General features: G+C 49.0%; 14 protein-coding genes. 8 read left to right on the top strand and 6 right to left on the bottom strand.

The window, feature by feature from the left end; translation table 11 throughout:
* Position 1: 1 nt before the first annotated feature.
* The gene (locus ACGHZ6_RS23175) at positions 2 to 2,299 is read right to left on the bottom strand and encodes a TonB-dependent receptor (RefSeq protein ID WP_390616439.1); all 2,298 of its coding nucleotides are present in this window, start codon (positions 2,297 to 2,299) and stop codon (positions 2 to 4) included.
* 174 nt (positions 2,300 to 2,473) lie between these two features.
* On the opposite strand from ACGHZ6_RS23175, the gene ACGHZ6_RS23170 reads away from it, so the two are divergent.
* Positions 2,474 to 3,388: a LysR family transcriptional regulator gene (locus ACGHZ6_RS23170; RefSeq protein WP_390616438.1), complete on the top strand. Its 915-nt coding sequence runs from the start codon at positions 2,474 to 2,476 to the stop codon at positions 3,386 to 3,388.
* Between the two features lie 3 nt (positions 3,389 to 3,391).
* On the opposite strand, the gene ACGHZ6_RS23165 is transcribed toward ACGHZ6_RS23170, so the two are convergent.
* A complete protein-coding gene (locus ACGHZ6_RS23165) occupies positions 3,392 to 4,138 on the bottom strand; it encodes a sulfite exporter TauE/SafE family protein (RefSeq protein WP_390616437.1) in 747 nt (248 codons plus the stop codon).
* A gap of 187 nt (positions 4,139 to 4,325) precedes the next feature.
* Between ACGHZ6_RS23165 and ACGHZ6_RS23160 the strand changes: the two genes are divergently transcribed.
* From ACGHZ6_RS23160 to ACGHZ6_RS23150, 3 genes are all read left to right on the top strand, one after another.
* Positions 4,326 to 5,180: a peptidyl-prolyl cis-trans isomerase gene (locus ACGHZ6_RS23160; protein WP_390616436.1), complete on the top strand. Its 855-nt coding sequence runs from the start codon at positions 4,326 to 4,328 to the stop codon at positions 5,178 to 5,180.
* Complete coding sequence (locus ACGHZ6_RS23155) at positions 5,177 to 6,175, top strand: HupE/UreJ family protein (RefSeq protein ID WP_390616435.1); 999 nt, start codon at positions 5,177 to 5,179, stop codon at positions 6,173 to 6,175. Before ACGHZ6_RS23160 ends, ACGHZ6_RS23155 begins: the two co-directional genes overlap by 4 nt.
* A gap of 309 nt (positions 6,176 to 6,484) precedes the next feature.
* A complete protein-coding gene (locus tag ACGHZ6_RS23150) occupies positions 6,485 to 7,738 on the top strand; it encodes a Zn-dependent hydrolase (RefSeq protein WP_390616434.1) in 1,254 nt (417 codons plus the stop codon).
* A 209-nt stretch (positions 7,739 to 7,947) separates the two neighbouring features.
* Here ACGHZ6_RS23150 and gcvA read toward each other — a convergent pair whose 3' ends face one another.
* Positions 7,948 to 8,847 (bottom strand): transcriptional regulator GcvA, encoded by a 900-nt coding sequence (gene gcvA, locus ACGHZ6_RS23145; RefSeq protein WP_390616433.1) that lies wholly within the window; start codon positions 8,845 to 8,847, stop codon positions 7,948 to 7,950.
* Between the two features lie 345 nt (positions 8,848 to 9,192).
* On the opposite strand from gcvA, the gene ACGHZ6_RS23140 reads away from it, so the two are divergent.
* Together ACGHZ6_RS23140 and ACGHZ6_RS23135 are read left to right on the top strand one after the other, a co-directional pair.
* Entirely contained in the window at positions 9,193 to 10,245 is a 1,053-nt protein-coding gene (locus tag ACGHZ6_RS23140; RefSeq protein WP_390616432.1) for an agmatine/peptidylarginine deiminase, read from the top strand.
* A gap of 50 nt (positions 10,246 to 10,295) precedes the next feature.
* Complete coding sequence (locus tag ACGHZ6_RS23135) at positions 10,296 to 11,708, top strand: aminotransferase (protein ID WP_390616431.1); 1,413 nt, start codon at positions 10,296 to 10,298, stop codon at positions 11,706 to 11,708.
* 20 nt (positions 11,709 to 11,728) lie between these two features.
* On the opposite strand, the gene ACGHZ6_RS23130 is transcribed toward ACGHZ6_RS23135, so the two are convergent.
* Positions 11,729 to 13,171 (bottom strand): sodium:solute symporter family transporter, encoded by a 1,443-nt coding sequence (locus ACGHZ6_RS23130; RefSeq protein WP_390616430.1) that lies wholly within the window; start codon positions 13,169 to 13,171, stop codon positions 11,729 to 11,731.
* A gap of 129 nt (positions 13,172 to 13,300) precedes the next feature.
* Positions 13,301 to 15,748: a TonB-dependent receptor gene (locus ACGHZ6_RS23125; protein WP_390616429.1), complete on the bottom strand. Its 2,448-nt coding sequence runs from the start codon at positions 15,746 to 15,748 to the stop codon at positions 13,301 to 13,303.
* Between the two features lie 292 nt (positions 15,749 to 16,040).
* Between ACGHZ6_RS23125 and ACGHZ6_RS23120 the strand changes: the two genes are divergently transcribed.
* Together ACGHZ6_RS23120 and ACGHZ6_RS23115 are read left to right on the top strand one after the other, a co-directional pair.
* Positions 16,041 to 17,423 carry a Na+/H+ antiporter NhaC family protein gene (locus ACGHZ6_RS23120; protein ID WP_390616428.1) on the top strand — a complete coding sequence of 461 codons (1,383 nt, stop codon included), beginning with the start codon at positions 16,041 to 16,043 and terminating at the stop codon, positions 17,421 to 17,423.
* Positions 17,424 to 17,475: 52 nt separating this feature from the next.
* Positions 17,476 to 19,242, top strand: a complete 1,767-nt coding sequence (locus ACGHZ6_RS23115) for an amidohydrolase (RefSeq protein ID WP_390616427.1) — start codon at positions 17,476 to 17,478, stop codon at positions 19,240 to 19,242.
* 692 nt (positions 19,243 to 19,934) lie between these two features.
* On the opposite strand, the gene ACGHZ6_RS23110 is transcribed toward ACGHZ6_RS23115, so the two are convergent.
* Positions 19,935 to 21,647, bottom strand: a complete 1,713-nt coding sequence (locus tag ACGHZ6_RS23110) for an amidohydrolase (protein ID WP_390616426.1) — start codon at positions 21,645 to 21,647, stop codon at positions 19,935 to 19,937.
* Positions 21,648 to 21,828 lie beyond the last annotated feature (181 nt).

Here is a 21,828-nt window from a genome sequence, read left to right as displayed (position 1 = left end):
TTTAGTCAAAGTAGTAGCTGCCGCGTACTCCTATAGTCCGCGGTGCACCCATTACGCAGCGCACCAGGGTGCCATTATCGCTCTGGGTGCCCAGCAGTGAACCGGCGGGTTGGTCAAACATGCTGGTGCAGTATTCCTCATCGGTAAGGTTTTCAACAAAGGCTGATACGTTCCAGCGTTCGTCCTCCGCGTTAAGTCCCATGCGCAGGTTCGTTAAAGTATAAGCGTCCTGAACTGTTTGAGGGTTATTGTTGGTGGTTGCGCCAATATTCATATCATCCGTCCATGCCGCTTCGCCCCGTACAAACCAGCTCATACCGGTATCACCCAGACTTGCTTCCCATTGCGCACTGAGATTCACTTGATGTTCTGCAGAGTAGTGGTTTGGTTTGCCTTTCAAATCCTGGGTGCCACCGGCTCCTGGTAAGGGGGAAGCCTGATCAAAGGACAGGAAAGCAGAATCCAGATAAGAGTAACCAAGATTTACGAACAACTCTTCCATTGGCTGATATTTCAGGTCCATCTCAAGGCCTTGCTGACGCAGTTCGCCGGCATTGGCGACTACAAAGTTCAAACCCTGGAAGGAGCGGTCCTGAAAGTTTTCGATATCGGTGCGGTAGAGTGTTGCATTGGCAATCAAGCGACCATCCAGCAAGGTGCTTTTAATGCCTAGCTCATAGTTTGTCACTTCTTCTGAATCAAAAATGCGCTCATCCCCGCTTAGGGCATCTCTGGACATTTGCGAGTTGAAACCGCCCGACTTATAGCCGGTAGACACTGTGGCAAACAGCATAGTGTCGCCATTAATAAAGTATTTACCGTTGGCAAACCAGGTAACCTGTTCATCGTCAAATTTCAGATCATGGTTTTCGGTAGCAGCGAACAGAGATCCGGCGACAGGGTTGTTGCCTACAGCATTAAATTCAGCTTCTTTTTCATCCGCGGAATAACGAATACCCAGAGTTAAATCGGCTTTCTCATTAAGGTGCACTGTACCTTGGAAAAAGGCTGCCCAAGAGCTGGCTTCTTGAGAGAAGGCCGTGTCGATTGCATTGTACTGGGTGAACATATGACAGGCGGCGGTTTGCCCTACAATGCCAGCAATTACCGGGCAGAAGTCAGAGCCCAGATGAATATCCTGATCAATATCGTAATCTTCCTGGAAGTAATAGAGGCCGGCGACATAGTCAAAGGTTTCTCCTTCCGGCGAAATTAATTGCAGTTCTTGCGAGAAAGATTGGCTGCCATAAGTGGTTGCGCGTTCGGCATCTTCAAGAGGAAGACGCAGCACAGAATATTCACTGGTGTCATTATTCCAGTCCCTGTGCGAGGTAATGGAGCGCAGGGTATGACCGGCAAAGGCATCATCCCAGGTAATATCCAGATTGGCGCCCCACTGACGATCACTTAATTGGTCGTTATGCTTCTGGTTAATCTCATGATCGAGGCCACCGCTTAGATCAGGGGCGTTACCGCCAGTTCGTGCAGTAATTTGCGCGGAGCGTGCTGCGGTTATGCTATCCGGGTGGACTTCAATAATACCGCCATCACCGTCGATTTCCTGGTAATCCAGGCGCAGCAGTGCGCTCAGGTTTTCACTGGGCTCATAGAGGAATGAGGTTTTCAGGCTGTTGTTGCGGTTACCGCCGACGTTGTTATTGCCGTCGTAACTATTTTCACCATAACCATCCAGTGAAGAATAGCTGGCCACCACACGGCTGGCGATAGTGTCCGTTAAGGGGGCGTTGGCGATCAGGGTGGTATCGTGGGCGCCGTAGTCGCCAATACCGGCATCTACTTTCAGCGAAGTTTCATCCAGACTGGGTTTATAGGTGCGAATATTTAATGCGCCCATGGATGCATTGCGACCAAACAGCGTCCCCTGTGGTCCGCGCAGAACCTCTGCAACTTCAATATCTTTTAAGCTGCCCAGCACTGCACCCGGACGCGGCATATAAACACCGTCAATATAGACTGCCACACTGGGATCAATCGCATTGTTACCCACAGAGCCAACACCACGAACGGCAATGCGCTGGTTTACCGATTGTGAGCTTTTGGAAATGGTCAGGTTGGGTGCGATATTGCCCAGATCCTGCAAATCTTTAAGGCCTGATTTTTCCAAAAAATCGCCGCTGAAAGCCGATACGGAAATAGGCACATCCTGAATACTTTCAGCACGCTTGGTGGCGGTTACTACGATCTCTTCAATGGCAAAGTCTGCCGCTAGGCTATTGCCAGCTGCGAGTCCAAGGCTCAGGGCAATACCTTTTGCTAAGGGGGATTGGGTCATCTTCATCGTCTGCTCTCTAGTTATTGTGATCTCTCTGTACCTGCGTGGTTATTATTTGAACAGCAGGGTGAGGTATCCATGCTAGCAAGCTATAATGGTGACAAATAGTGACTTATAGTTTCTTTGTGGAATGTAAAAGTTTCCATGAGGGTTAGCTTTAATGGCAGGTAGGGGGTCGGGATGATTACGATTAAGCAGTTACAGCATCTATTGGCCATTATTGAACATGGCTCCATTCACAGTGCGGCTGAATCCCTGTTCCTAACCCATACCGCTGTGACACGCAGTCTCAATAAACTGGAAGATGATCTGGGGGTCTCTTTATTTGAACGCTCGAAATCCGGTATGCAACCCACCGCCTTTTGCCTGCAGATTGTTGACTCCTGTCGCAAGGTGTTGGTGGATGTGGGGGATATCAAGCGCGAAGCCGAAATCTATCAAAATTTATCTGGAGGTGAGCTACGTATTGCTGTGGGGAGAGCCGCGCGCAGTTTAATCTTGCGAGATACGCTGCCGGTTTTCCATGCGCGCTATCCTGCCATAGCGATCAACATTACGGAAAACACCCCAGAGTATTTAACAGAAAGTTTGCATGGGCGGGAGTTGGACTTGTTACTCGCCGGTAGCGGCAGTTACCGTAATTCGGAAGGGCTGGCGATTGAATTATTATGCAATATTCCCATGTCCATTATTGTACGAGAGGGACATCCGTTAATTGCCGAATCTGAGCATGATGCCAACGCGTTTTTTAATTACCCACTGGTTGCGCCGACCATGATCGGTGAGTCCCATCCCCTATATCCTTTAATGAAATTAAAACAAGAGCATGGCGGACAGGGTGTCGGGCAGTGGCCCTCCATTATGTGCAGTGATTACCCAACCATAGAAAACGTGATACGTACATCCGATGCTATCTCGATTGCGCCGGTGATGGAGTTTTCGCAACAGTTGCAGCAAGGCAGCCTGGTTAGTTTGGACTTTTCAGACCGGCAGATGAATTTGGAGTTAAGTGTTATCGAAGTGGAAAATCGCATGCGTTCGCCAGCTGCGCAGGCTTTTATCGATATTTGCAAAGCGCATTTCTCTGGAGTGTAGTGCTTAACCTGCTACTCCATCCCAGAGTAGCTTCAACCCCACCACAAACAAAAAGAAATAGCAGATTCTGTACACCATCTGTTCATCAATTTTATGTAAAAGGTAATAGCCCAGCCGTACCCCAATAGGGGCTATGGGAATTAACACCAGCGATGTCATGAGATTGGTAGTATCAAACTGCCCCAGCCAGGCATAGGGAATTAATTTCACCAGATTAACCACGGTAAAAAATACCGCAAAGGTGCCCATTAACAGTTTTTTATCCATCTGCTGCGGCAAAAAGAAAATACTGATGGGCGGGCCGCCCTGGTGAATGCCAAAGCTGGTAAAGCCGGCGATACTGCCCCAGAAGGTGCCGCGCAGGGCATCGGGCTCGCGCTTCTCGCTGGCTTTGTTGCGGAGCCAGTAATCGAGACAAAAGACCACCACAATCAGGCCGACCAGAATACGTACGGCAGCTTCTGATAAATAGTGGAAGGTAAATGCTCCCAGGGTAATACCGGCAATGGCACCGGGCAGGGCGAGTTTCAGATTGCGTCGGCTCCAGTGGCCGCGAAAGCTCCATACGGCGGTGAAGTCCATAACCACAAGGATGGGCAGCAAAATAGCGGCGGCCTGAAATGGAGGCACCGCCAGGGACATCAGGGGAACGGCAATCACCGCTATACCACCGCCGAAGCCGCCTTTGGCCATGCCAAAGATCAAAATGGCTGGAATCGCACACAGGTAAAAGAAGGGATCTGTGATCACTAGAGGCTTTCCTTACTGAAAAAACGGCCAGCTTGAGCCAGAGAATAATAACATTGGCAATAGCGGGTTAGAAGCTGGCGCATATTGACGAAAATTTACACGCAAAGCCATGCTAAGCTGTTGGGTATTTGTCGTAAAATGCTCGCTATAAATAGAAAGCGATTAGGAGAGAATGTTGGAGAACGCTATGAAGCCGTCATCACTGTGGCGTGAGCCCCTGGTGCATTTCCTGTTATTGGGTGCAGTCCTGTTTGTAGCCTATGGCGTCCTGGCGCCAGAGAGTGATGAAGATCGTCTGATTGATGTGACTGAGGCCGATATTGAGCTATTGGTTGAGCGCTATAAAAAGCAGCTGGGAGTCGAGCCTACGCAGAAAGAACTGGGACACCTGATTGATAACCATATCCGTAACGAGATTCTCTATTTGGAAGCTCGGCGCATGCAGCTCGATGACAAGGATACCATCGTCAAACGCCGCCTGGTGCAGAAACTGGAGTTTCTGATTCAGGATATGGTGGTGCCTGAAGCACCAGGTGATGAGGTACTACAAGACTATTTCGACAAGCATGTCGAAGACTATCGCGTCTCAGCTATTGCCAGCTTCGATCAGTTGTACTTTAGCCCGGATAAGCGTTCCGATGCACTGGCTGATGCGACAGCGCTGATTGAGCAGTTGCAGGCCGGTGAGATCGATCATGAAAAAGCGCGCCAGGCCAGTGATCGCAGCCCGGTAGGCAGTGTGATGCAAGGGCAGAATATGCTGCGCTTAAATCGTCAGTTGGGGCGGGTATTTGTCGAGCAGTTACAACAGTTGGATTCTGCCAGCCGTGATTGGCAGGGGCCCATTGAATCCGGCTATGGTATTCATCTGGTTAAGTTAAACGATTGGGTAGAAAGTAGCCTGCCGGTATTTGAAGACGTTAAACCTCAGGTTGAACGTGATTGGTTGCGTCAGGCCCGAGAGGATGCCAACGAGGATTATTACCAAACCCTGAAAGCCCAATACCAGGTGAGTGTCGCTGGTGATGGAGATGCTTCGTGAAATTACTGATGACACGATGGTGGGTGTTAGTGGGGCTAGTGTTGCTGGGCGTTAATGCGTCTGCGCATGAATCGCGGCCAGCCTATTTGGCGTTAAAAGAAATAGATCCGCAGAACTGGCAGGTGCAGTGGAAGGTGCCGGTACGTGGTGACCAAAAATTATCGATTCATCCACAGTTTTCCCGCTGTGAATTATCCCAGCGTCCGCAGGACACGGTATTTAGCGATGCGCTGGTACAGCGCTGGCAAATGGCCTGTGATGAACAGGGGATTGCTGGCTTACGTGTAGAAATTATTGGTTTACGACAAACTCTGACCGATACGCTGGTACGTATTGAGTACACAGACGGTACAGTCACTACACGTCTGCTGCGTCCGAGCAAGCCAGACTTTATGGTCGAAGGTGAGCGCAGCAGTGGTGATGTGGCAAAAGAGTATACCATCCTGGGTATTGAGCATATTCTGATTGGTATTGATCACCTGTTGTTTGTGTTGGCGCTGTTGTTGATTGTGCGCGGCGTCGGTTTATTAATAAAAACCATTACTGCGTTTACCCTGGCTCACAGCGTCACACTGGGCTTGGCGGCTCTGGGTATATTAAATGTTCCAGGGCCGCCGGTTGAAGCCTCTATTGCTTTATCGATTGTGTTTCTTGCCAATGAGTTGGTAAAACAAAATCAGGGCCAAGAAGGTTTAACATCACGTATGCCTTGGGTGGTGGCGCTTACCTTTGGTCTGTTACACGGTTTGGGCTTTGCTGGAGCGTTGGCAGAGATTGGATTGCCTCGTGGTGATATTCCGTTGGCGCTATTGATGTTTAATGTCGGGGTTGAACTGGGCCAGTTGATATTCGTTGCCGCTGCATTGATTGTGATTGCACTATTGAAACGCTTGGGTAATCAGTGGCCGCACTGGCTAGTACATGTGCCTGCCTATAGCATTGGTACCATTGCGGCCTACTGGTGTTTTGATCGTATTACAGGCTTTGTCGGTTAGCCCTGTCCTTAAATATTCCCATTACTATTTTTGATCAACGTCCTTCATTTTCTTCGTTTGAAGGACGTTGTTCCCCTCCTTACTATAGATTCTGAAATGCGACGGACGCTAAAGCATAACTCGGTGCGCGATTGTGTTTTAGTCTAGTTGGTATCCGTAAGTGCATTTCCTTCGGTGTGTTTTTCTATTGTCGATAGAGTTATACCGTTCGCATGTTTGTGCAAGACCCTTTTTGATGGGCTACAGCCGTAGCCCTTTTTCTGTTTGTAATTCTCCGCGCATGTTTGATGCATCTTGAAGGATGACGCTATGAATATTGATATTTCGACGTTAAGAATCAATGGTGATCGCCTATGGCAATCGTTAATGGATATGGCGGCTATCGGTGGTACCGATAAGGGTGGCTGTAATCGTCAGGCACTAACGGCTGAAGATAAAGCCGGACGTGATTTGTTTGTAAGCTGGTGTCGTGAGGCAGGGTGTTCTATTACCGTCGATGAGATCGGCAATATTTTTGCGTGGAGAGACGGCCGTAATAATGACTTGCCGCCAGTCATTACCGGCTCGCATTTGGATACCCAGCCAACCGGGGGCAAGTTTGATGGGGTTTACGGAGTGCTAGCCGGGCTGGAAGTGATTCGTGCGTTAAACGATGCGGATATCACTACGGAAGCACCACTGGAAGTTGTGGTATGGACCAACGAGGAAGGCGCACGTTTTTCGCCGGCGATGTTAGGTTCTGGTGTGTGGGCCGGTGTTTTTGATTTACCTTATGCCTACGCAAGAACCGATCACGACGGTATTAGTGTTGGTCAGGCACTAGAGGCTATTGGTTACCAGGGGAGTCAAAAGGCTGCAGCTAAACCGGTTACTGCGGCTTTTGAAGTACATATCGAGCAGGGCCCCATTCTGGAACAACAGGATAAAGAGATTGGTATCGTTAAAGGCATCCAGGGTATGTACTGGTTTGATTTAACCTTAATCGGTAAACCCTGTCATGCAGGCCCGAGTCCAATGGACGGTCGTCGTGATCCCTTTATGGCGTTAGGTCCTATTCTGCAACGGCTCTATGCTGCCGTTGAAGCAAAAGGTGAATGGGCGCGTGTAACCTTCGGCGATATTGCGGTAGAGCCTGCCTCACGCAATACGGTGCCGGAAACATTAACCCTGGCGGTGGATTTACGTCATCCTGATAAACATGTGCTTGATACCTTGGAAGCAGAGTTTAGGTTGATTGTAGAAGAGGAAGCGGCCAACTTTAAGCTGGGTTTTGATATTCGTGAAGAGTGGCGTTTACCGCCGACGGTTTTTGATGCTCGTTGTGTCGCCGCTGTCGGTGCAGCGGTAGAAACCTTGCAATATGATGCGTTGGAAATGGTTTCTGGAGCTGGTCACGATTCTGGTTATATCGCTAAGGTTGCGCCGACCAGTATGATCTTTGTGCCCTGTAAGGATGGCTTATCACACAACGAGGCTGAGTTTGCTGCGCCGGAGCAGATTGAGTTGGGGGCTAATGTTTTATTACATGCTATGTTGAGTTGTAGTGACTTTGTTGAAGGGTAAAGGGCTTTAGATACATAACCCCGGAGGCAGCCGGTAAGTCTGCTCTCCGCGCCCATAAGCGGCAGGAAAAAGTCAGCGCCTCGGAAACTCGCTATGCTCAGACAGCCTCAGCGACTACCCTGACTTTTTCCTGCTGCTTAAGCATGGGCTGATTGCTCCGAGCAGACTTACCGGCTGCCTCCTCGCATTGTGCTAATTTGGATATATAGTTACTGAGCTTGTTTGGCTAGCCAGTCGAACATTTGTCGGACTTCAGTTTGTTCCAGTTTTTCTGGGGTGGAAACCAGATAGTAGTTTTGTTCGGTGGGAACGGAAAGTTCGAAAGGTTGAATTAATTGGCCTTGTTTAATTAAGTCTGCGGCGAGAATTTTACTGCCCAATACAACGCCCTGACCGCTGGCGGCGCACTCAAGTGCGAGTCCGGTATCACTTAAATTTAAACCGGTCACGGTATCGGTTTCTTCCACTTCGGCGAGTGAAAACCAGGCTCGCCAGTCTTCCCGTCGCTCAACCTGTTCAACATGAATCAGTACCTGGTTGCGCAGGTCGGCGGGTTCTTCAATATCTTTGCCGCGGATTTTCATGGTTGGGGCGTAAAGCGGCGTTACGGCATCGTCAAAGAGTTTAATGGCTTCGACACCCGACCAATCGCCGTGGCCGTACCAGATACCAATATCGACTTCAGAGTGCTCTAAAGAATCCTGTTCGTCTGTGGTATGTATCCAGGGATCAATAACGGGATGTTGTTCGCGTAAATCGGGCAGGCGAGGAATTAGCCATTTGGCGGCAAAGGCGGGGGTGGTGGTAAGTACCACAGAACCCGGTTTTTTATAAAACTCCAAGCGGTAAGAACCTTGCGCCAGGATATCCAGGGACTTGGTGGTAGTCTCGAGAAAATCCGCGCCGGCATCGGTAAGTTCTACGGCGCGGTTAATACGTTTGAATAGTGGTTGATCAAAGAATTCCTCCAGCAATTTGATTTGATGGCTGATCGCGGACTGCGTCATATGCAGTTCACTGGCGGCTTTGGAAAAACTGCCCAGGCGTGCAGCGGCTTCAAAGCCTCGTAAGGCGGATAAGGGAGGTAATCTTTTAGGTCGTCTATTCATAACGCACAAGATCTTTATAGGGTTATTTAATCGTTATCGATAACGGTGACATAAATTCGTAATGCTTTATGAGCATATAGAAAACGGCATGAATATCAACCTGATGGCTGGTGGGCAGCTTGGCTCTGCAACCGGTTAAATCGATAACGATTTCAGTATAGCAAGCGCAAAGCCAGGTTTTAGCGAAGCCCGCAGCCAGCGGGTGTTGTAAGTGGTTTTGGGCTGCATAAGTAAATCTAATCGATTGCTTGAAAATAACTCTTTTGATGCTTTACAGGGGGCTCAGTACCATAAATTTACACACATAGGTGCAGCGATATCAGTGGGCTGCGTTGGAGTAAATACATGGGTTTCCCTCCGGTCATAGACAGTTTTGATTCGCCTGCGGACTTTGGTTTTTATATGCCGGCAGAATGGTCGCAACATGAACGTTGCTGGATGGTCTGGCCCCATGATGGCTCCTACTGGATGGGGCGTCATGACGAAGTCAAAAAAGCCTATGCGGCAGTAGCTAAAGCTATTCGTCAGTTTGAACCGGTGAGTATGTTGGTATCTCCATCGGCCTATGATGAGGCCCGAGAGTTGTTGGGGCCAGCCATCGAATTAATCGAACTGGCCACCGACCAAGCCTGGTTGCGCGACACCGGGCCCAATTTTCTAGTCAATGCTGTTGGCGAGCTGGCGGGTTCTTCTTGGCAGTTTAATGCCTGGGGCGATAAGTATCGTCACTATGCCAATGATGCACTTATTGGTGAACGCATATTATCGACGCTGGGGTTGGCGAATTTTACCTCGCCGATTTATGCCGAAGGTGGCGCGGTGATTGTTGATGGTTTGGGCACAGTGATTACCACCGAAAGTTGTTTGCTCAATAAAAATCGCAATATTGATTTCACCAAAAAAGAAGTCGAAGCCGAGCTGTGCCGAAGCCTGGGCGCCAAAAAAGTGATTTGGTTACCCGGTGATAAATACGAAGTGGAAACCGACGGCCATGTCGATGGCATGTTGATGTATGCCCGCCCGGGTGTTGTGCTTATGGGCAAACCTTCGAACCGCAATAGCCCGCTGTATCCCTGTTTTCAGGAAAATTATCAAGCCCTGGAAGGGCAAACGGATGCGCAGGGTAATCCACTGCAAATCGTCTTTATTGATATCGCCGAAGAGGCCGATGCCAGCGGTGAGAAGTACTGCACGTCCTATGTAAATTCCTATCTGGCCAACGGTGGTGTGGTGATGCCGCGCTACGGCATTCATGCCGATGAGCGGGCCAAAGCCGTATTCGCCGAGTTATTTCCAGAGCGGCGCATTATTCAGGTGGATATCGACCCTATCGCTATCGGCGGTGGCGGTATTCATTGTATTACACAACAGCAACCGCGCTTAATTATCCAATCCTAAACGCGGTTATCTTAGTTTGATCCTTGTCGGCAGTATGTGGGGAGAGCCTTATGTCGAATGCACCTAAAAACCAAGAGGGCCAAGCAATCTGGTCCCAGGATAAAGAACACTTTATTCATCCTTATACCGATTATGCGACCTTTAAAGAAGAAGGCAGTCATGTCATCAGTGAAGGCAGTGGTAATTATCTGACCGACGCCGATGGTAATCGTTACCTTGATACGATTGCCGGACTCTGGTGTACCAATATCGGCCATGGTCGCACAGAAATGGCCGATGCCATTGCTGAGCAAGTAATGAAAATGGAGTACTGCAATCCGTTCGGCCATTCCACCAACGAGCCCGGCAGTGTCTTGGCGGCAAAACTGGCAGAGCTGGCCCCCGGTGATTTAAACCACGTGTTTTACACCTGTGGTGGTTCAACGGCGAATGATGCGGCAATCCGTTTGGTGCATTTTTATAATAACCAACGTGGTAAGCCGAATAAGAAAAAGATTATATCCCGTATGGATGCCTATCACGGTTCGACCTATATCGCAGCAAACCTGACGGGTATTCACGGCACTAAATACAGTTTCGATCGCATTGCCGATGAGTGGGTTGAACATATTTCGCCTGCCAATATGTACCGTCGCCCGGTAGGAGCTGAAGATCTGTCGGAAGACGCTTTCTGTGATTTTCTGGTGGCAGAATTCGAAAACCGTATCCTGCAATTAGGGCCGGATAATGTGGCGGCCTTTATTGCCGAGCCTGTAATGGGCGCGGGTGGTGTGCTGGTGGCGCCGAAGGGTTATCACCGTCGCATGCGTGATATTTGTACTCAATACGATATGCTGTATATTGCCGATGAAGTGGTAACTGCCTTTGGCCGCTTGGGGCACTGGTTTGCCTCGGAAGCTGTTTATGATTGTGTGCCGGATATTATTGTCTCCGCCAAGGGTATCTCGTCGGGTTATATCCCATTGGGTGCGGCCATTATTTCATCAAAAGTCTACGACGTTATCAGCCAGCCGCAATGTGAAGGTGGCCTGTTAAGTATGGGCTTTACCTACAGTGGTCATCCCGTGGCCTGTGCGGCGGCTTTGAAAAATATCGAAATTATTGAGCGGGAAAAACTCAATGAAAACGTGCAGGCGCTGACGCCTTATTTTTACGAGCTGGCCAACGGTTTGATGGATATATCGGTTGTGGGTGATGTGCGTGGCAGTCACTTTATGATGGCCATTGAGTTTGTCACCGATAGACGCGATAAGGTGAGCTTTCCTGCAGAGGCTGATATCAGTAACCGGATTTATCAGCACTGCCTGGCGCGAGGCATGATTATTCGTCCGCTGGGTAATCAAATTGTACTCTCGCCACCACTGACGTTAACGCAAGACGATGTCGAGCGACTGTTTACTGTGCTGCGTGAGAGTATTCTGGCGGCGTGGAATGATATTAACGAAGCGGGATTGCTTGAGTAATACCACGCTCTAACAGGCTGTCAGTGTTGCGATTGGTAATACTGACAGCCTCGCCATTTCATGATCAGATGTACCAGGATATAGGTTGTTAAGGTTAGCCCCAGTACGGAAAGCGGCAAAGGAATATCTGCAAAAGGAAGCGCGAATAATCGACCGGGCATTAACAAATCCACAATGTGGTGAAACCACAACAATAACCCCAGTAACATGGCGAGCACAGCAGGCAGTGTATAGGTCTGCTTTTGATAAAGTGCGAAGGTTAAAATCACAAACGGCGTTAGGCCCAGTGTGTAGGCACTCTGCAAAAGGTCAATCGCCTGGGTACCAGTCATCGCCAGCGCTGCACTGGCGCAGGCAACAGCTATGACCGCCAGCCGCGTTAAGGTTAAGGCGCTGACTTTATCGGCAAAGTAATAGGCCAGCAGGTTTTTCGAAAAAATACTGGCTGGTGCGAGCATGGCACTATCCACCGAAGAGGTGATGGCCGCTGTCATTGCCAGCATAAAAATGACCGATAACCAGGGCGATAAATAATTTTCTGCCAGCAGCGGGATAATACCCTGTGCTACTGGATCACTAATCAGCAGGCGTCCAGCCAAACCGATAATCACGGGAATGGAACCTATCACAAGATAAATCAAACCTGAGACTAAACAGGATCTTACCGCTATGGTTGGTGTCTTGGCCGCCAGAATTCGCTGGGTTAAATCCTGTGAGGCGATATTGCCGAGTGAACCTAATATAAACAGCGATAACCAGTAGCGAAACTCTTCCAGGTTTTCGGTAGGAATCAATCCGCCAGAAGTCGTCTGGGCATCAGATAAAACCGTTTGCATGCCGGAAAGGCTACCTGCTCCCCCCACTAACGTATCGAGGATATTGATGCAGAGTATTAACAGGCCAATCACTAACAAACTGACCTGCACTATATCGGTTAAGGTAACAGACCAGATGCCACCAAGCAGGGTATAGGCTGTCAGTATCAGAGTAACAAATAGAATACTGGTAGTAGCGTCAAAGCCAAACACCAGCTCGATAATATGGCCCAGGGCCAGCAGTTGTGTGGCGATCCAACCCAAATAGGCCAGATTGATCATCACTTCCAGCTTTTCAGCCAGCGGGCCAAACTTGTGCCGAATAATATCCGCCAATGTTAGCGCTTGCAGGTGCCAGATGCGGCGGGCGTAAAAGCAGCCGGCAAAGATTAAACAAAATCCCAAGCCCAGCGGCTCCAGCGCCGTCATCTGCAGGCCTTGCTGAAAAATGGTGTCGGCAGAGACAGACAGGCTACCGGCTCCAAACCAGGTGGCGATCAGCGTGCCGACCAACAGCGGCATGGATAACTGGCGCCCGGCAATAATAAAGTCTTCGGCACTGTTCACCTTGCGTCTTGCCCACAGGGCAATCGCCAGCATAAAGATAAAAAAGCCAGTCAGTGAATAGAGGTGGGCCGAATGCAGCATGAATTCCTGTGTCGCCTCATCAGGGTATACAGCAATCCTAGTGGATTCGGAGGGTATTGTTAACATGGAAAAAACAGCAAGCAGTCCGTGAAACTGCTTGCTGTGAAAGCGAAAGGGTTAGAAACGGGTTTAAAAGCGATAGTAAAGGTCAACACCCGCTGTACGCGGACGGTTAACAAAGGTGGTGATATCGCGGCCAAGTTGGTAGCTGGGGCGACTATTACCTTCAGGGGAGACCACATTGTCGCTGGGGCCAGAGGTACCGTATTTGGCTTGCTCATCAAACACATTATCGACAAACAGGCTGATACCCCACTGATCGGTATCCAGGCCAATGGAGATATCCCACAAGCTGTGTGATGGATCTTCAGAGTAGTCCGAGCTGTCCTTGTTTAAACCGTTCTGTACCGAATCCACATAGGCACCGTTAAGGCTGTAGCTCAGCTCCATGCCGTTATCCAGATTGGTGATATAGGTCAGGCCCAGGTTGGCGGTATTTTCTGGCACGCCTGGCAGGTTATCACCGTCACGACCAATGGTTGTTCCTCCAATAGCGAAGTTGTTGGTCAGCTCCGCATTGGTGTAGGCATAACCCAGAGTCATGGTCAGGTTTTCGGTTACCGCCATGGTCATTTCCAGTTCAACACCGCGGCTGGTGGCGGTATCACCATTCAGTACGGCGGGGTAGAACAGGTTAGGGGTTTCGCCCTGAATCTGTACATCGGTCCAATCGATTTGGAACAGAGCGGCGTTAAAGCTCAGGCGATTATCCATCGCGCTGCCTTTAATACCTACTTCCCAGTTTTCCGCTTTATCGGATTTGTACTGGCCGAATTCTGGATCTTCGGCAATGTACACATTATTGACCTGATCACTGGTAGGAATGCGGTTAACACCACCGTGGCGGAAGCCTTCGGCCCAAGTGAAGTACACCATCATGTCGCCGGTCAGGTCATAGGAGGTGTTGATTTTAAAGATCTCGTCTTTGAAGTCTTCTTTAGAGCCTGTCGGCACCAGGCCGCGGATATCGTTAACAGTTGAGTTAAGGATACCGCCTTCTGGCAGGTAGATATCATTGGAAGCATCAAAGGTTTGATCAAAGGCCCGCATACCGGCGGTAACCTGCCAGCGATCGGTAATATGGTAGGTGACTTCACCAAAGATGGCTTTGTCGGTAAAGGTATCATCTGTAACCTGCAGATAAATATCATCTGTTGTTAATGGCGCCGGACGATTAACGGAGTTATAGACTTCGGTTTTCAGCGTTGGGTGAGTGTCTTCCCAATAACCCAGCAGCTTATCGTGCTGCTCGGCTTCATATTGGCGTTTTAAGTAGAACAGGCCAACAACATAATCAATCGGGCCGTCACCGTTAGAGGCCAGACGTAATTCAACCGACGTGCCTTCCTGTTCTTCAATATAATCCGCTAAAAAGTGCGGGCGTAAACTGATTTGGTTAATGCCGTAACCGTCGGAAGGATCCAGGTAGGAGAAGCCGGCATTCAAATAGGTGGCGTTTAGGTCACCAATGGATTCGGATTCGGTTTTGTAATGAGACACGCTGCTGCTAAAGGTTGCAAAGCTTAAATCCGTTTCCAGATCCCAGCTGAAAACATCCAGTTCACGATCAAGACTTTCTTCCTGCGCCAGCGTACTCTTGCTGGAGCCGCCATCAGGGTGATTAAAGTTCACCGCCTGACGGCCACCGTAGTTATCTTCCTGGTGGTGGTAGGTCAGAGTTGTGGTGGTGCTATCGTTAATGTCCCACAAATAACTTAAACGCATATGCTTGATGCGCTCGTTATTGGTGTCCTTCTTGGAGCGATACAGCGGTGGTGTATCTGATGAGCTGGCAAGGCCCTGGCTGGTATCGGCTATCACACTGCCGCTGGCATCGGTGCTAATCAGTGAGTGCTGATCGATAAAGCCCTGGGTTTCCACATAACCAAATACCGTGCGCAGCGCCATGGTATCGTTTAGCGGAACATTAATAACGGTATGGGTATCGGTATTCAGTCCCGAGGAACCTTTGGTATTGGATAGACGCGAGCCAGCTTCCATTTCAAAGGCTTCGGTATCCGGTTTTTTGTAAATATAACGAATGGTACCGCCAAGCGAGCCGGAGCCGTAGAGAGTACCCTGTGGACCGCGCAAAACCTCAACGCGGTCGATATCTTTCATATGGATGTTGTAAAACACCGGCACATCATCCACATAGGTGGATACAGTGTTGGGAGTTAAGGCTGCACCTTCACCGGTACCGCTGGTGGCGTCGGCATTCAGACCGCGCATAATTAAACCACTGCTAGCCCCGTTATCACGGCCGCCTTTATCAACCAGAGTCAGGCCGGTGATATTGCGAGCCAGTTTCGACATATCGGTAATACCCTGTTTGCTCAGGGTGTCACCGGTCATGGCAGAAATATTGTAGGGAATATCTTGCACCGTTTCGGCGCGGCGTGTGGCGGTCACCACCACTTCTTCCAGGGAAAAGGTTTCGGCAATAGTAGATTCAAAGGTTGCCAGACCAATGGCAGTGGCGAGCAGTCCTTTTTTAAAGGCTGATATCGTTGTCATTATACTCTCCAAAAACAGGATTCATTATTGCGCATTCATCTATACAGCCGGAATGCACTTTATTTTCATGGCCTATAAACCCTACAAGTACTTGGAAATCCATAAAATCGAAAAAAATTTGCCGGTTTAATCAATATTAATAATCCACTCATCTCAACCTGTCTTACCTGACATTTTCCTCCTAATGATATTTGCTAATGAAAGTGGCCGATATTTTTCATTTGAGCCATTTTGACGGCCGATGGTAGCTTTTGTCTTATAAATATATTCGACAAATCCCACGAGAGGTCCCATGGAGTATTATGGTTTTTACAGTTTTATCCCCGCGTTACTGGTTGTTATTACGGCGGTAATAACACGGCGCCCTATAGAGTCATTGCTCATGGGTACTATCGTTGGTTTGTTGATGTTATCGCCCGCCGATGCCATTACTAACTTTGCCGATCTCAGCCAAAAAATCCTCATGAGTGAAACCGTGGCCTGGGTCATTGTGGTCTGTGGTTTGATGGGCAGTTTGATCGTCCTGTTTCTGCGTACCGGCACGGCGGTGGCGTTCAGTAATATGGTGGCCAAGCGAGCAAAATCGCGTACCTCTGCCTTGTTGAGTACCTGGTTTTTGGGATTGGTGATCTTTATCGATGACTATCTCAATGCTTTGGCTGTTAGCTCATCCATGAAGGGGCTAACCGATAAGCATCGCGTTTCCCGCGAAATGCTCTCTTACGTGGTAGATTCCACCGCTGCACCCATTTGTATTTTGATCCCCATTTCTACCTGGGCAGTATTTTGTTCCGGTGTATTAGAATCGTCCGGAGTTGCACCTGCGGGTGAAGGTATGAGTCTCTACATCAGCGCCATTCCCTATATGTTGTACGCCTGGATCGCAGCCATTATGGTGCCGCTAGTGGCGATGGGTAAATTACCGTTACTGGGCAGTATGAAACAGGCAGAAGCGCGAGCGGCAAACGGCGAGATCTGCATTGTTGAAGCCGACTGTGGTCACGGCGCTGGTTCACATGGTGGCGAAGACCCGGCAGCCCTGGCCGGTGAATATAATCCCGGTATGCTTGGGGTATGGAATTTTATTGTTCCCATGGTCAGCCTGCTGTTCTTTACCTGGCTCTATGATATCAATGTATTGATTGGTGTTTTCTTCGCTGTTGTGATTACGGTTTTATTGTTCGGCTTTCAAAAACTGATGCCGTGGAATGATCTCTGTGATGGTGTCCTAGACGGTATCAAACTGATGATTCCGGCACTGGCCATTGTCATTATCGCGTTTATGTTTAAAGACGTGAACGATCAACTGGGTTTATCGGAATACGTGATTGAAGTCGTTAAACCGATTATGAGCCCCAAGCTATTACCCATGATCACCTTTATCACTATGGGCTTGCTGGCTTTTGCAACAGGTTCCTTCTGGGGTGTATTTGCCATCGCTACACCCATTATTGTGCCGCTGGCTATCAGTGTCGGTACACCCATACCGTTGGTGTTGGGTGCCTTAATGTCCGCCTCTGCTTTTGGCAGTCACGCCTGCTTCTACAGTGATTCCACCGTATTGGCTGCACAAGGCAGTGGCTGCCCTGTGATGAGCCATGCTCTGACTCAATTACCTTATGTACTTATAGCCGCCGTACTGTCGACCATCGGTCTGACACTGCTGGCTCTCTAATAGTAAATAAATAGAAAAATAGATAGCAACAGAAATGAGAAGAGATAACACTATGAAAAAGACATTACTTGCAGCCAGCATGTTAGCTGCCAGTTCAGCCTTACTGATAGGCTGTCAAACAGAACGTGAAATCAATATCCAAAAAGATACCGCCGATCTGGTATTACATAGCGGTGCGATTTACACCGTCGAGCTGGATAATCCCTGGGCCGAAGCCATTGCCATTAAAGATGGCAAAATCGCCTTTGTTGGAGATACCAAACAAGCGAAAAGCTATATCGGCGAACACACCGAGGTGGTCGACTTAGATGATAAATTTGTTGTGCCCGGATTTCAGGATGCCCATATTCACCCGCTGGAAGGCGCCAGCCTGGAAACTTTCCTGGGCTGCCGTATGGAAGATATCGGTGAGGATCGCAACCCTGAGCACTGGATCGATTTCCTGAAAAAATGTAACGATGTCGAAACCCCACACGGTTGGGTGCTGGGCGGCGGCCACGATATGGTCGACCTGCTGACACTGGGACGTATGCCGAAAGAAGTTCTTGATGATGCCTTTCCCGATCGACCTGCAGCCTTTATGGAAAAGTCATCCCACTCCATGTGGGTGAACTCCAAAGCCCTTGAAGTAACCGGTATTACCCGTGACACGCCAGATCCACAGGGCGGTATTATTTACAAAGATATTCGAACCGGCGAGCCTAATGGCATTCTTTCTGACAGTGCCGGTGACGAGTTACTTCATAAAGCATTGAAGAAAAATCCCGCATTACAAAAAGCCCGTTACGAAGCCCTGTTAATCGGCCAGGATTTAATGGCCGAAAATGGCATTACCTCGGCGACTAATGCGCGAGTCTATTGGGAGCGGGGCAACCTTGAACCCTGGCTGGAAGCCGAGAAAGCCGACGACCTGAAAATCCGTAACGTTATGGCGTTGTGGGCTTACCCGCATATGGATGACGATAAACAGTTAGCACAGCTAAAAAGCATGTACCGCGATGATCGGGAATCAAAACTGCGATTATCGCAAATCAAATTCTACTCCGATGGTACCGTATCCAATAACTCGGCAGCGGTGCTTGTCCCCTATGCCAAATTGATCCACCCTCATTCGCACCCAATGGGACTTAACTACTTCACCGAAGAGCGTATGGCGAAATATATTGCCGAGCTTGAAGTCGTAGGTTTCGATGCCCATATTCACGCCCTGGGCGACCGCGGTGTACGTGAATCCCTTAATGCCATTGAATATGCCAGGCAGGCTAATCCAGGCTACCAGGGTGACCGCCGCCATCAATTAACTCACGTCACGGTTTTGGATGAGCAGGACATGACCCGCTTTAAAGAGTCTGGTGTTATCGCCAACTTCCAGATCAACTTTGATCCGGAGTTTATGAAATTGGCGGCCAGTGATCCGATTAAATCCGAAACCGGTGACCCCTGGTTTGAAATGATAGCCAATAGTGATGCCAAGGTGATGGCGGTTCTGCCAACCTACGAAGCTGGTGCCAAGGTTGTATTGAGCAGTGATTGGGATGTGAGTGAAATGTATCCGCTGTATAGCGTAGAAAACCTGGCCAAGATGTATGAAGGCAAACTGCCTAAAGATGATTTGCTGGCAATTGCTATGCAGGCCTACACCTTAAACGCCGCTTATGCATTAAAACAGGAAGATATGACGGGTTCTTTGAAAACAGGTAAGTATGCTGACTTCGTTATTCTGGATCAGAATATCTTTACCGTACCATTGGAAGCTGTGGATGAAACTCAGGTGTTGGCGACCTATGTTGGCGGTAAGGCGGTTTATCGTTCGGAATAATGTAATTTCTCCTCTGTAGGTATTTTATGCCCATACTTTGGTATGGGCTTTTTTGTTTTTGGGTAGATGTTTTGGCTAGGGTGTGGGTTCTAATCCGGAGGCAGGTCGGTGAAGCTGCTCTCCGCGCCCATAAGCGGCCGGAAAAAGTCAGCGCTACGTAAACTCACAAAAAACGTTCAGACAACCTCCGCGACTACCCTGACTTTTTCCGGCCGCTTAAACGATGGGCTGATTGCTCCGATCAGCTCCACCGACCTGCCTCCTACCTCTGTGCCAAAGTCATGCCTCAGAAGTTGTGCACAGACCTGAATCATTACTCTGTCCGAATACTAGGCTGACCTTAAGTATCAGGTGTTGTGCCAAGCCCGGGGTCTGACCCACTGGGTCAGACCCCACCTTTATGCCAACTCAAGTTTATCTAAGTGCGATGAAAGTAGGTTTACCCAAGGGGGGACTTGCCTATGACCAATCAGGCTGCGTTTAAGACTTGTACTGGGGCGAGGAGCGTTTACGAGGACTGTTTGAGCGCTTCTCAGCGAGTTCCGCAAGTGCGATCGCCCCAGTACAAGTCTTGCAGCCGGGAATAGGTGAGTCCCCCCTTGGGTAAACCGGGGGATGGCACTAACTAATCTATAAAAAAGCCCCACTGTATTGCTACAGCAGGGCTCATTTTCTAACTTATTATTTTACAGTTACAAAGAATAAACCGTTTTACCATCCACAATTGTCATAACGGTTTTAGCTTTACCAACATCCTTAACAGGTACTGTCATCAGGTTGCGATCGACAATCGTAATATCTGCACGCTTGCCAACTTTTAAAGAACCGACCAAATGATCCTGACGCAGGGCGTAGGCGCCATTAATGGTATAGGCTTCCAGAGCGGCTTTGCGGTTGGGCAGGCTTTGGTTACCGCGTTGTAGCGAGTGCATCATGCCAATATAAGGTGATAGGGTGGAAACGTCCCAATCACTGCTTAAGGTAACTGTGGCATTGGCGTCGTACAGTTCGCGCATGGGGATTTGGCGCTTGATGCGGTTACCCAACAGTTCCTGTTCTTCCTTGGAAACATGGCCAGGCAATGTCCAGTCACCGGCAACTTGCATATCAGCTACCACATTTAACTCATCAAATCTTGGAACGTCAGATTTGGAAATATATTCCAGGTGAGTGAGTCGGTGGCGGCGATCACGACCAATATTGCCGTTGATATCCATCGCCGTTTCAATTGCATTTAACGATTCGTGCACACCGCGATCGCCAATAGCGTGAATGTGCATATTAAAACCAATTTTTTCCAGCTCACTCACGTAATAGGTTAAGCGGCTTTCCGTTAAATAGTTCAGGCCCTTGTCGCTTTCCAGTCCAACACCCAAGTCTTTTAGGTAAGGCTTTTTCATAGCTGCGGTGGTATTAATGGTAATACCATCGTCATAGGTTTTTACCTCTGTGACTTTTAGCATATCGTCACTGTCATCGTACATACCGGCCAGGGCATCAACTTGTGCGGCGTCGTTGATATCTTCCGGGTAGAGCCACAAACCGAGCGTGCTGCGTGCAGTTAGCTTGCCTTCTTCGCGAGCGCGGTACCAGGCATCCAGGTAGCCGCGTTTCCAGTAAACACGAGCATTGGCAATAGACGTGATACCGTACTTTCTAATTTGTTTCAGGGAGTAAAGTAGGCCTTCGTAGTCACGCTGTTTTTGTGCTGTTGATGGGTTGTTGAGCGCGGCATGGAATGCCATATCTCCGGCGGTATCTAACAGTAAGCCAGATAGTTTACCGTTAGCCAATTTACCGATATGGCCTCCCGGTGGATTGGGAGTATTTGGTGTAAAACCAATCTTTTCCAGAGCCTTGGAATTTACCCACACAGCATGGGAAGTGGTTTCCATAATCGCGATAGGACGTGTTTTGGATATCTTATCCAGAGCTGCAACAGGGTTGCGGCCATCCTCCAGTAGGGTGCCGATATAAAAACCAGCCCCCAGTAACCAGCCGTTACCTTGTTTGGCGCAACCTTTAATGGTTTTTAGCCAGTGATCCACGCCTTTATTGGTGTTAACGGCACAGCCGATATTTTCACTGCCCGCTTCCAGTGGATGCAGGTGTACATCGTGTAAACCCGGGATAACAAAATCTGTATCGTAAAGGTTAATAACCTTGGTTTTATTACCAATATGTTTTTTGACGCCGTTTAAACCACCGACATAGGTGATTTTGCCTTTTTCAATGGCAATGGCATCGGCCCAGGGTTTCTGGGGATCCATGGTGTAAATTTTGCCGTAACGGATTACCGTATCGGCGGCAGCAAAGGCCAAACTGCTGCTCAAGGAGAGAATCAGGGCGCTGACAGGCAAGGTAACCCGGCGAGCCCTGTTAATAAGGGGACGTAATATTTTCATAGTGTGTCCTATTATAGTCATCTAGGGGGATAGCGACAGCCAGGCCTGAAAGTCCGCAATGGATACATCTATTATTATTGGCATTTTCTATTACGGCAGCTGTCACAGCGGAGTACTTCACCGGTACACGGTAAAGTGATGGGGGGCGTCAAAAAAGTGAAAGATTGTGATGGATTGGATA

Origin of the sequence: Maricurvus nonylphenolicus, assembly GCF_042854845.1 — a bacterium.
Taxonomy (GTDB): Bacteria; Pseudomonadota; Gammaproteobacteria; order Pseudomonadales; family Cellvibrionaceae; genus Maricurvus; species Maricurvus nonylphenolicus.
Note: the sequence above shows the minus strand (reverse complement) of the source record. Positions and strands in the feature narration are given on the sequence as shown.

Excerpts from the sequence above, each read along its gene's own strand:
- ACGHZ6_RS23140 (WP_390616432.1), top strand. The coding sequence starts at position 9,193 with ATGGGTTTCCCTCCGGTCATAGACAGTTTTGATTCGCCTGCGGACTTT.
- ACGHZ6_RS23115 (WP_390616427.1), top strand. The coding sequence starts at position 17,476 with ATGAAAAAGACATTACTTGCAGCCAGCATGTTAGCTGCCAGTTCAGCC.
- ACGHZ6_RS23160 (WP_390616436.1), top strand. The coding sequence starts at position 4,326 with ATGAAGCCGTCATCACTGTGGCGTGAGCCCCTGGTGCATTTCCTGTTA.
- ACGHZ6_RS23125 (WP_390616429.1), bottom strand. The coding sequence starts at position 15,748 with ATGACAACGATATCAGCCTTTAAAAAAGGACTGCTCGCCACTGCCATT.
- ACGHZ6_RS23170 (WP_390616438.1), top strand. The coding sequence starts at position 2,474 with ATGATTACGATTAAGCAGTTACAGCATCTATTGGCCATTATTGAACAT.
- ACGHZ6_RS23110 (WP_390616426.1), bottom strand. The coding sequence starts at position 21,647 with ATGAAAATATTACGTCCCCTTATTAACAGGGCTCGCCGGGTTACCTTG.
- ACGHZ6_RS23120 (WP_390616428.1), top strand. The coding sequence starts at position 16,041 with ATGGAGTATTATGGTTTTTACAGTTTTATCCCCGCGTTACTGGTTGTT.
- ACGHZ6_RS23175 (WP_390616439.1), bottom strand. The coding sequence starts at position 2,299 with ATGAAGATGACCCAATCCCCCTTAGCAAAAGGTATTGCCCTGAGCCTT.
- ACGHZ6_RS23150 (WP_390616434.1), top strand. The coding sequence starts at position 6,485 with ATGAATATTGATATTTCGACGTTAAGAATCAATGGTGATCGCCTATGG.
- ACGHZ6_RS23135 (WP_390616431.1), top strand. The coding sequence starts at position 10,296 with ATGTCGAATGCACCTAAAAACCAAGAGGGCCAAGCAATCTGGTCCCAG.
- ACGHZ6_RS23130 (WP_390616430.1), bottom strand. The coding sequence starts at position 13,171 with ATGCTGCATTCGGCCCACCTCTATTCACTGACTGGCTTTTTTATCTTT.
- gcvA (WP_390616433.1), bottom strand. The coding sequence starts at position 8,847 with ATGAATAGACGACCTAAAAGATTACCTCCCTTATCCGCCTTACGAGGC.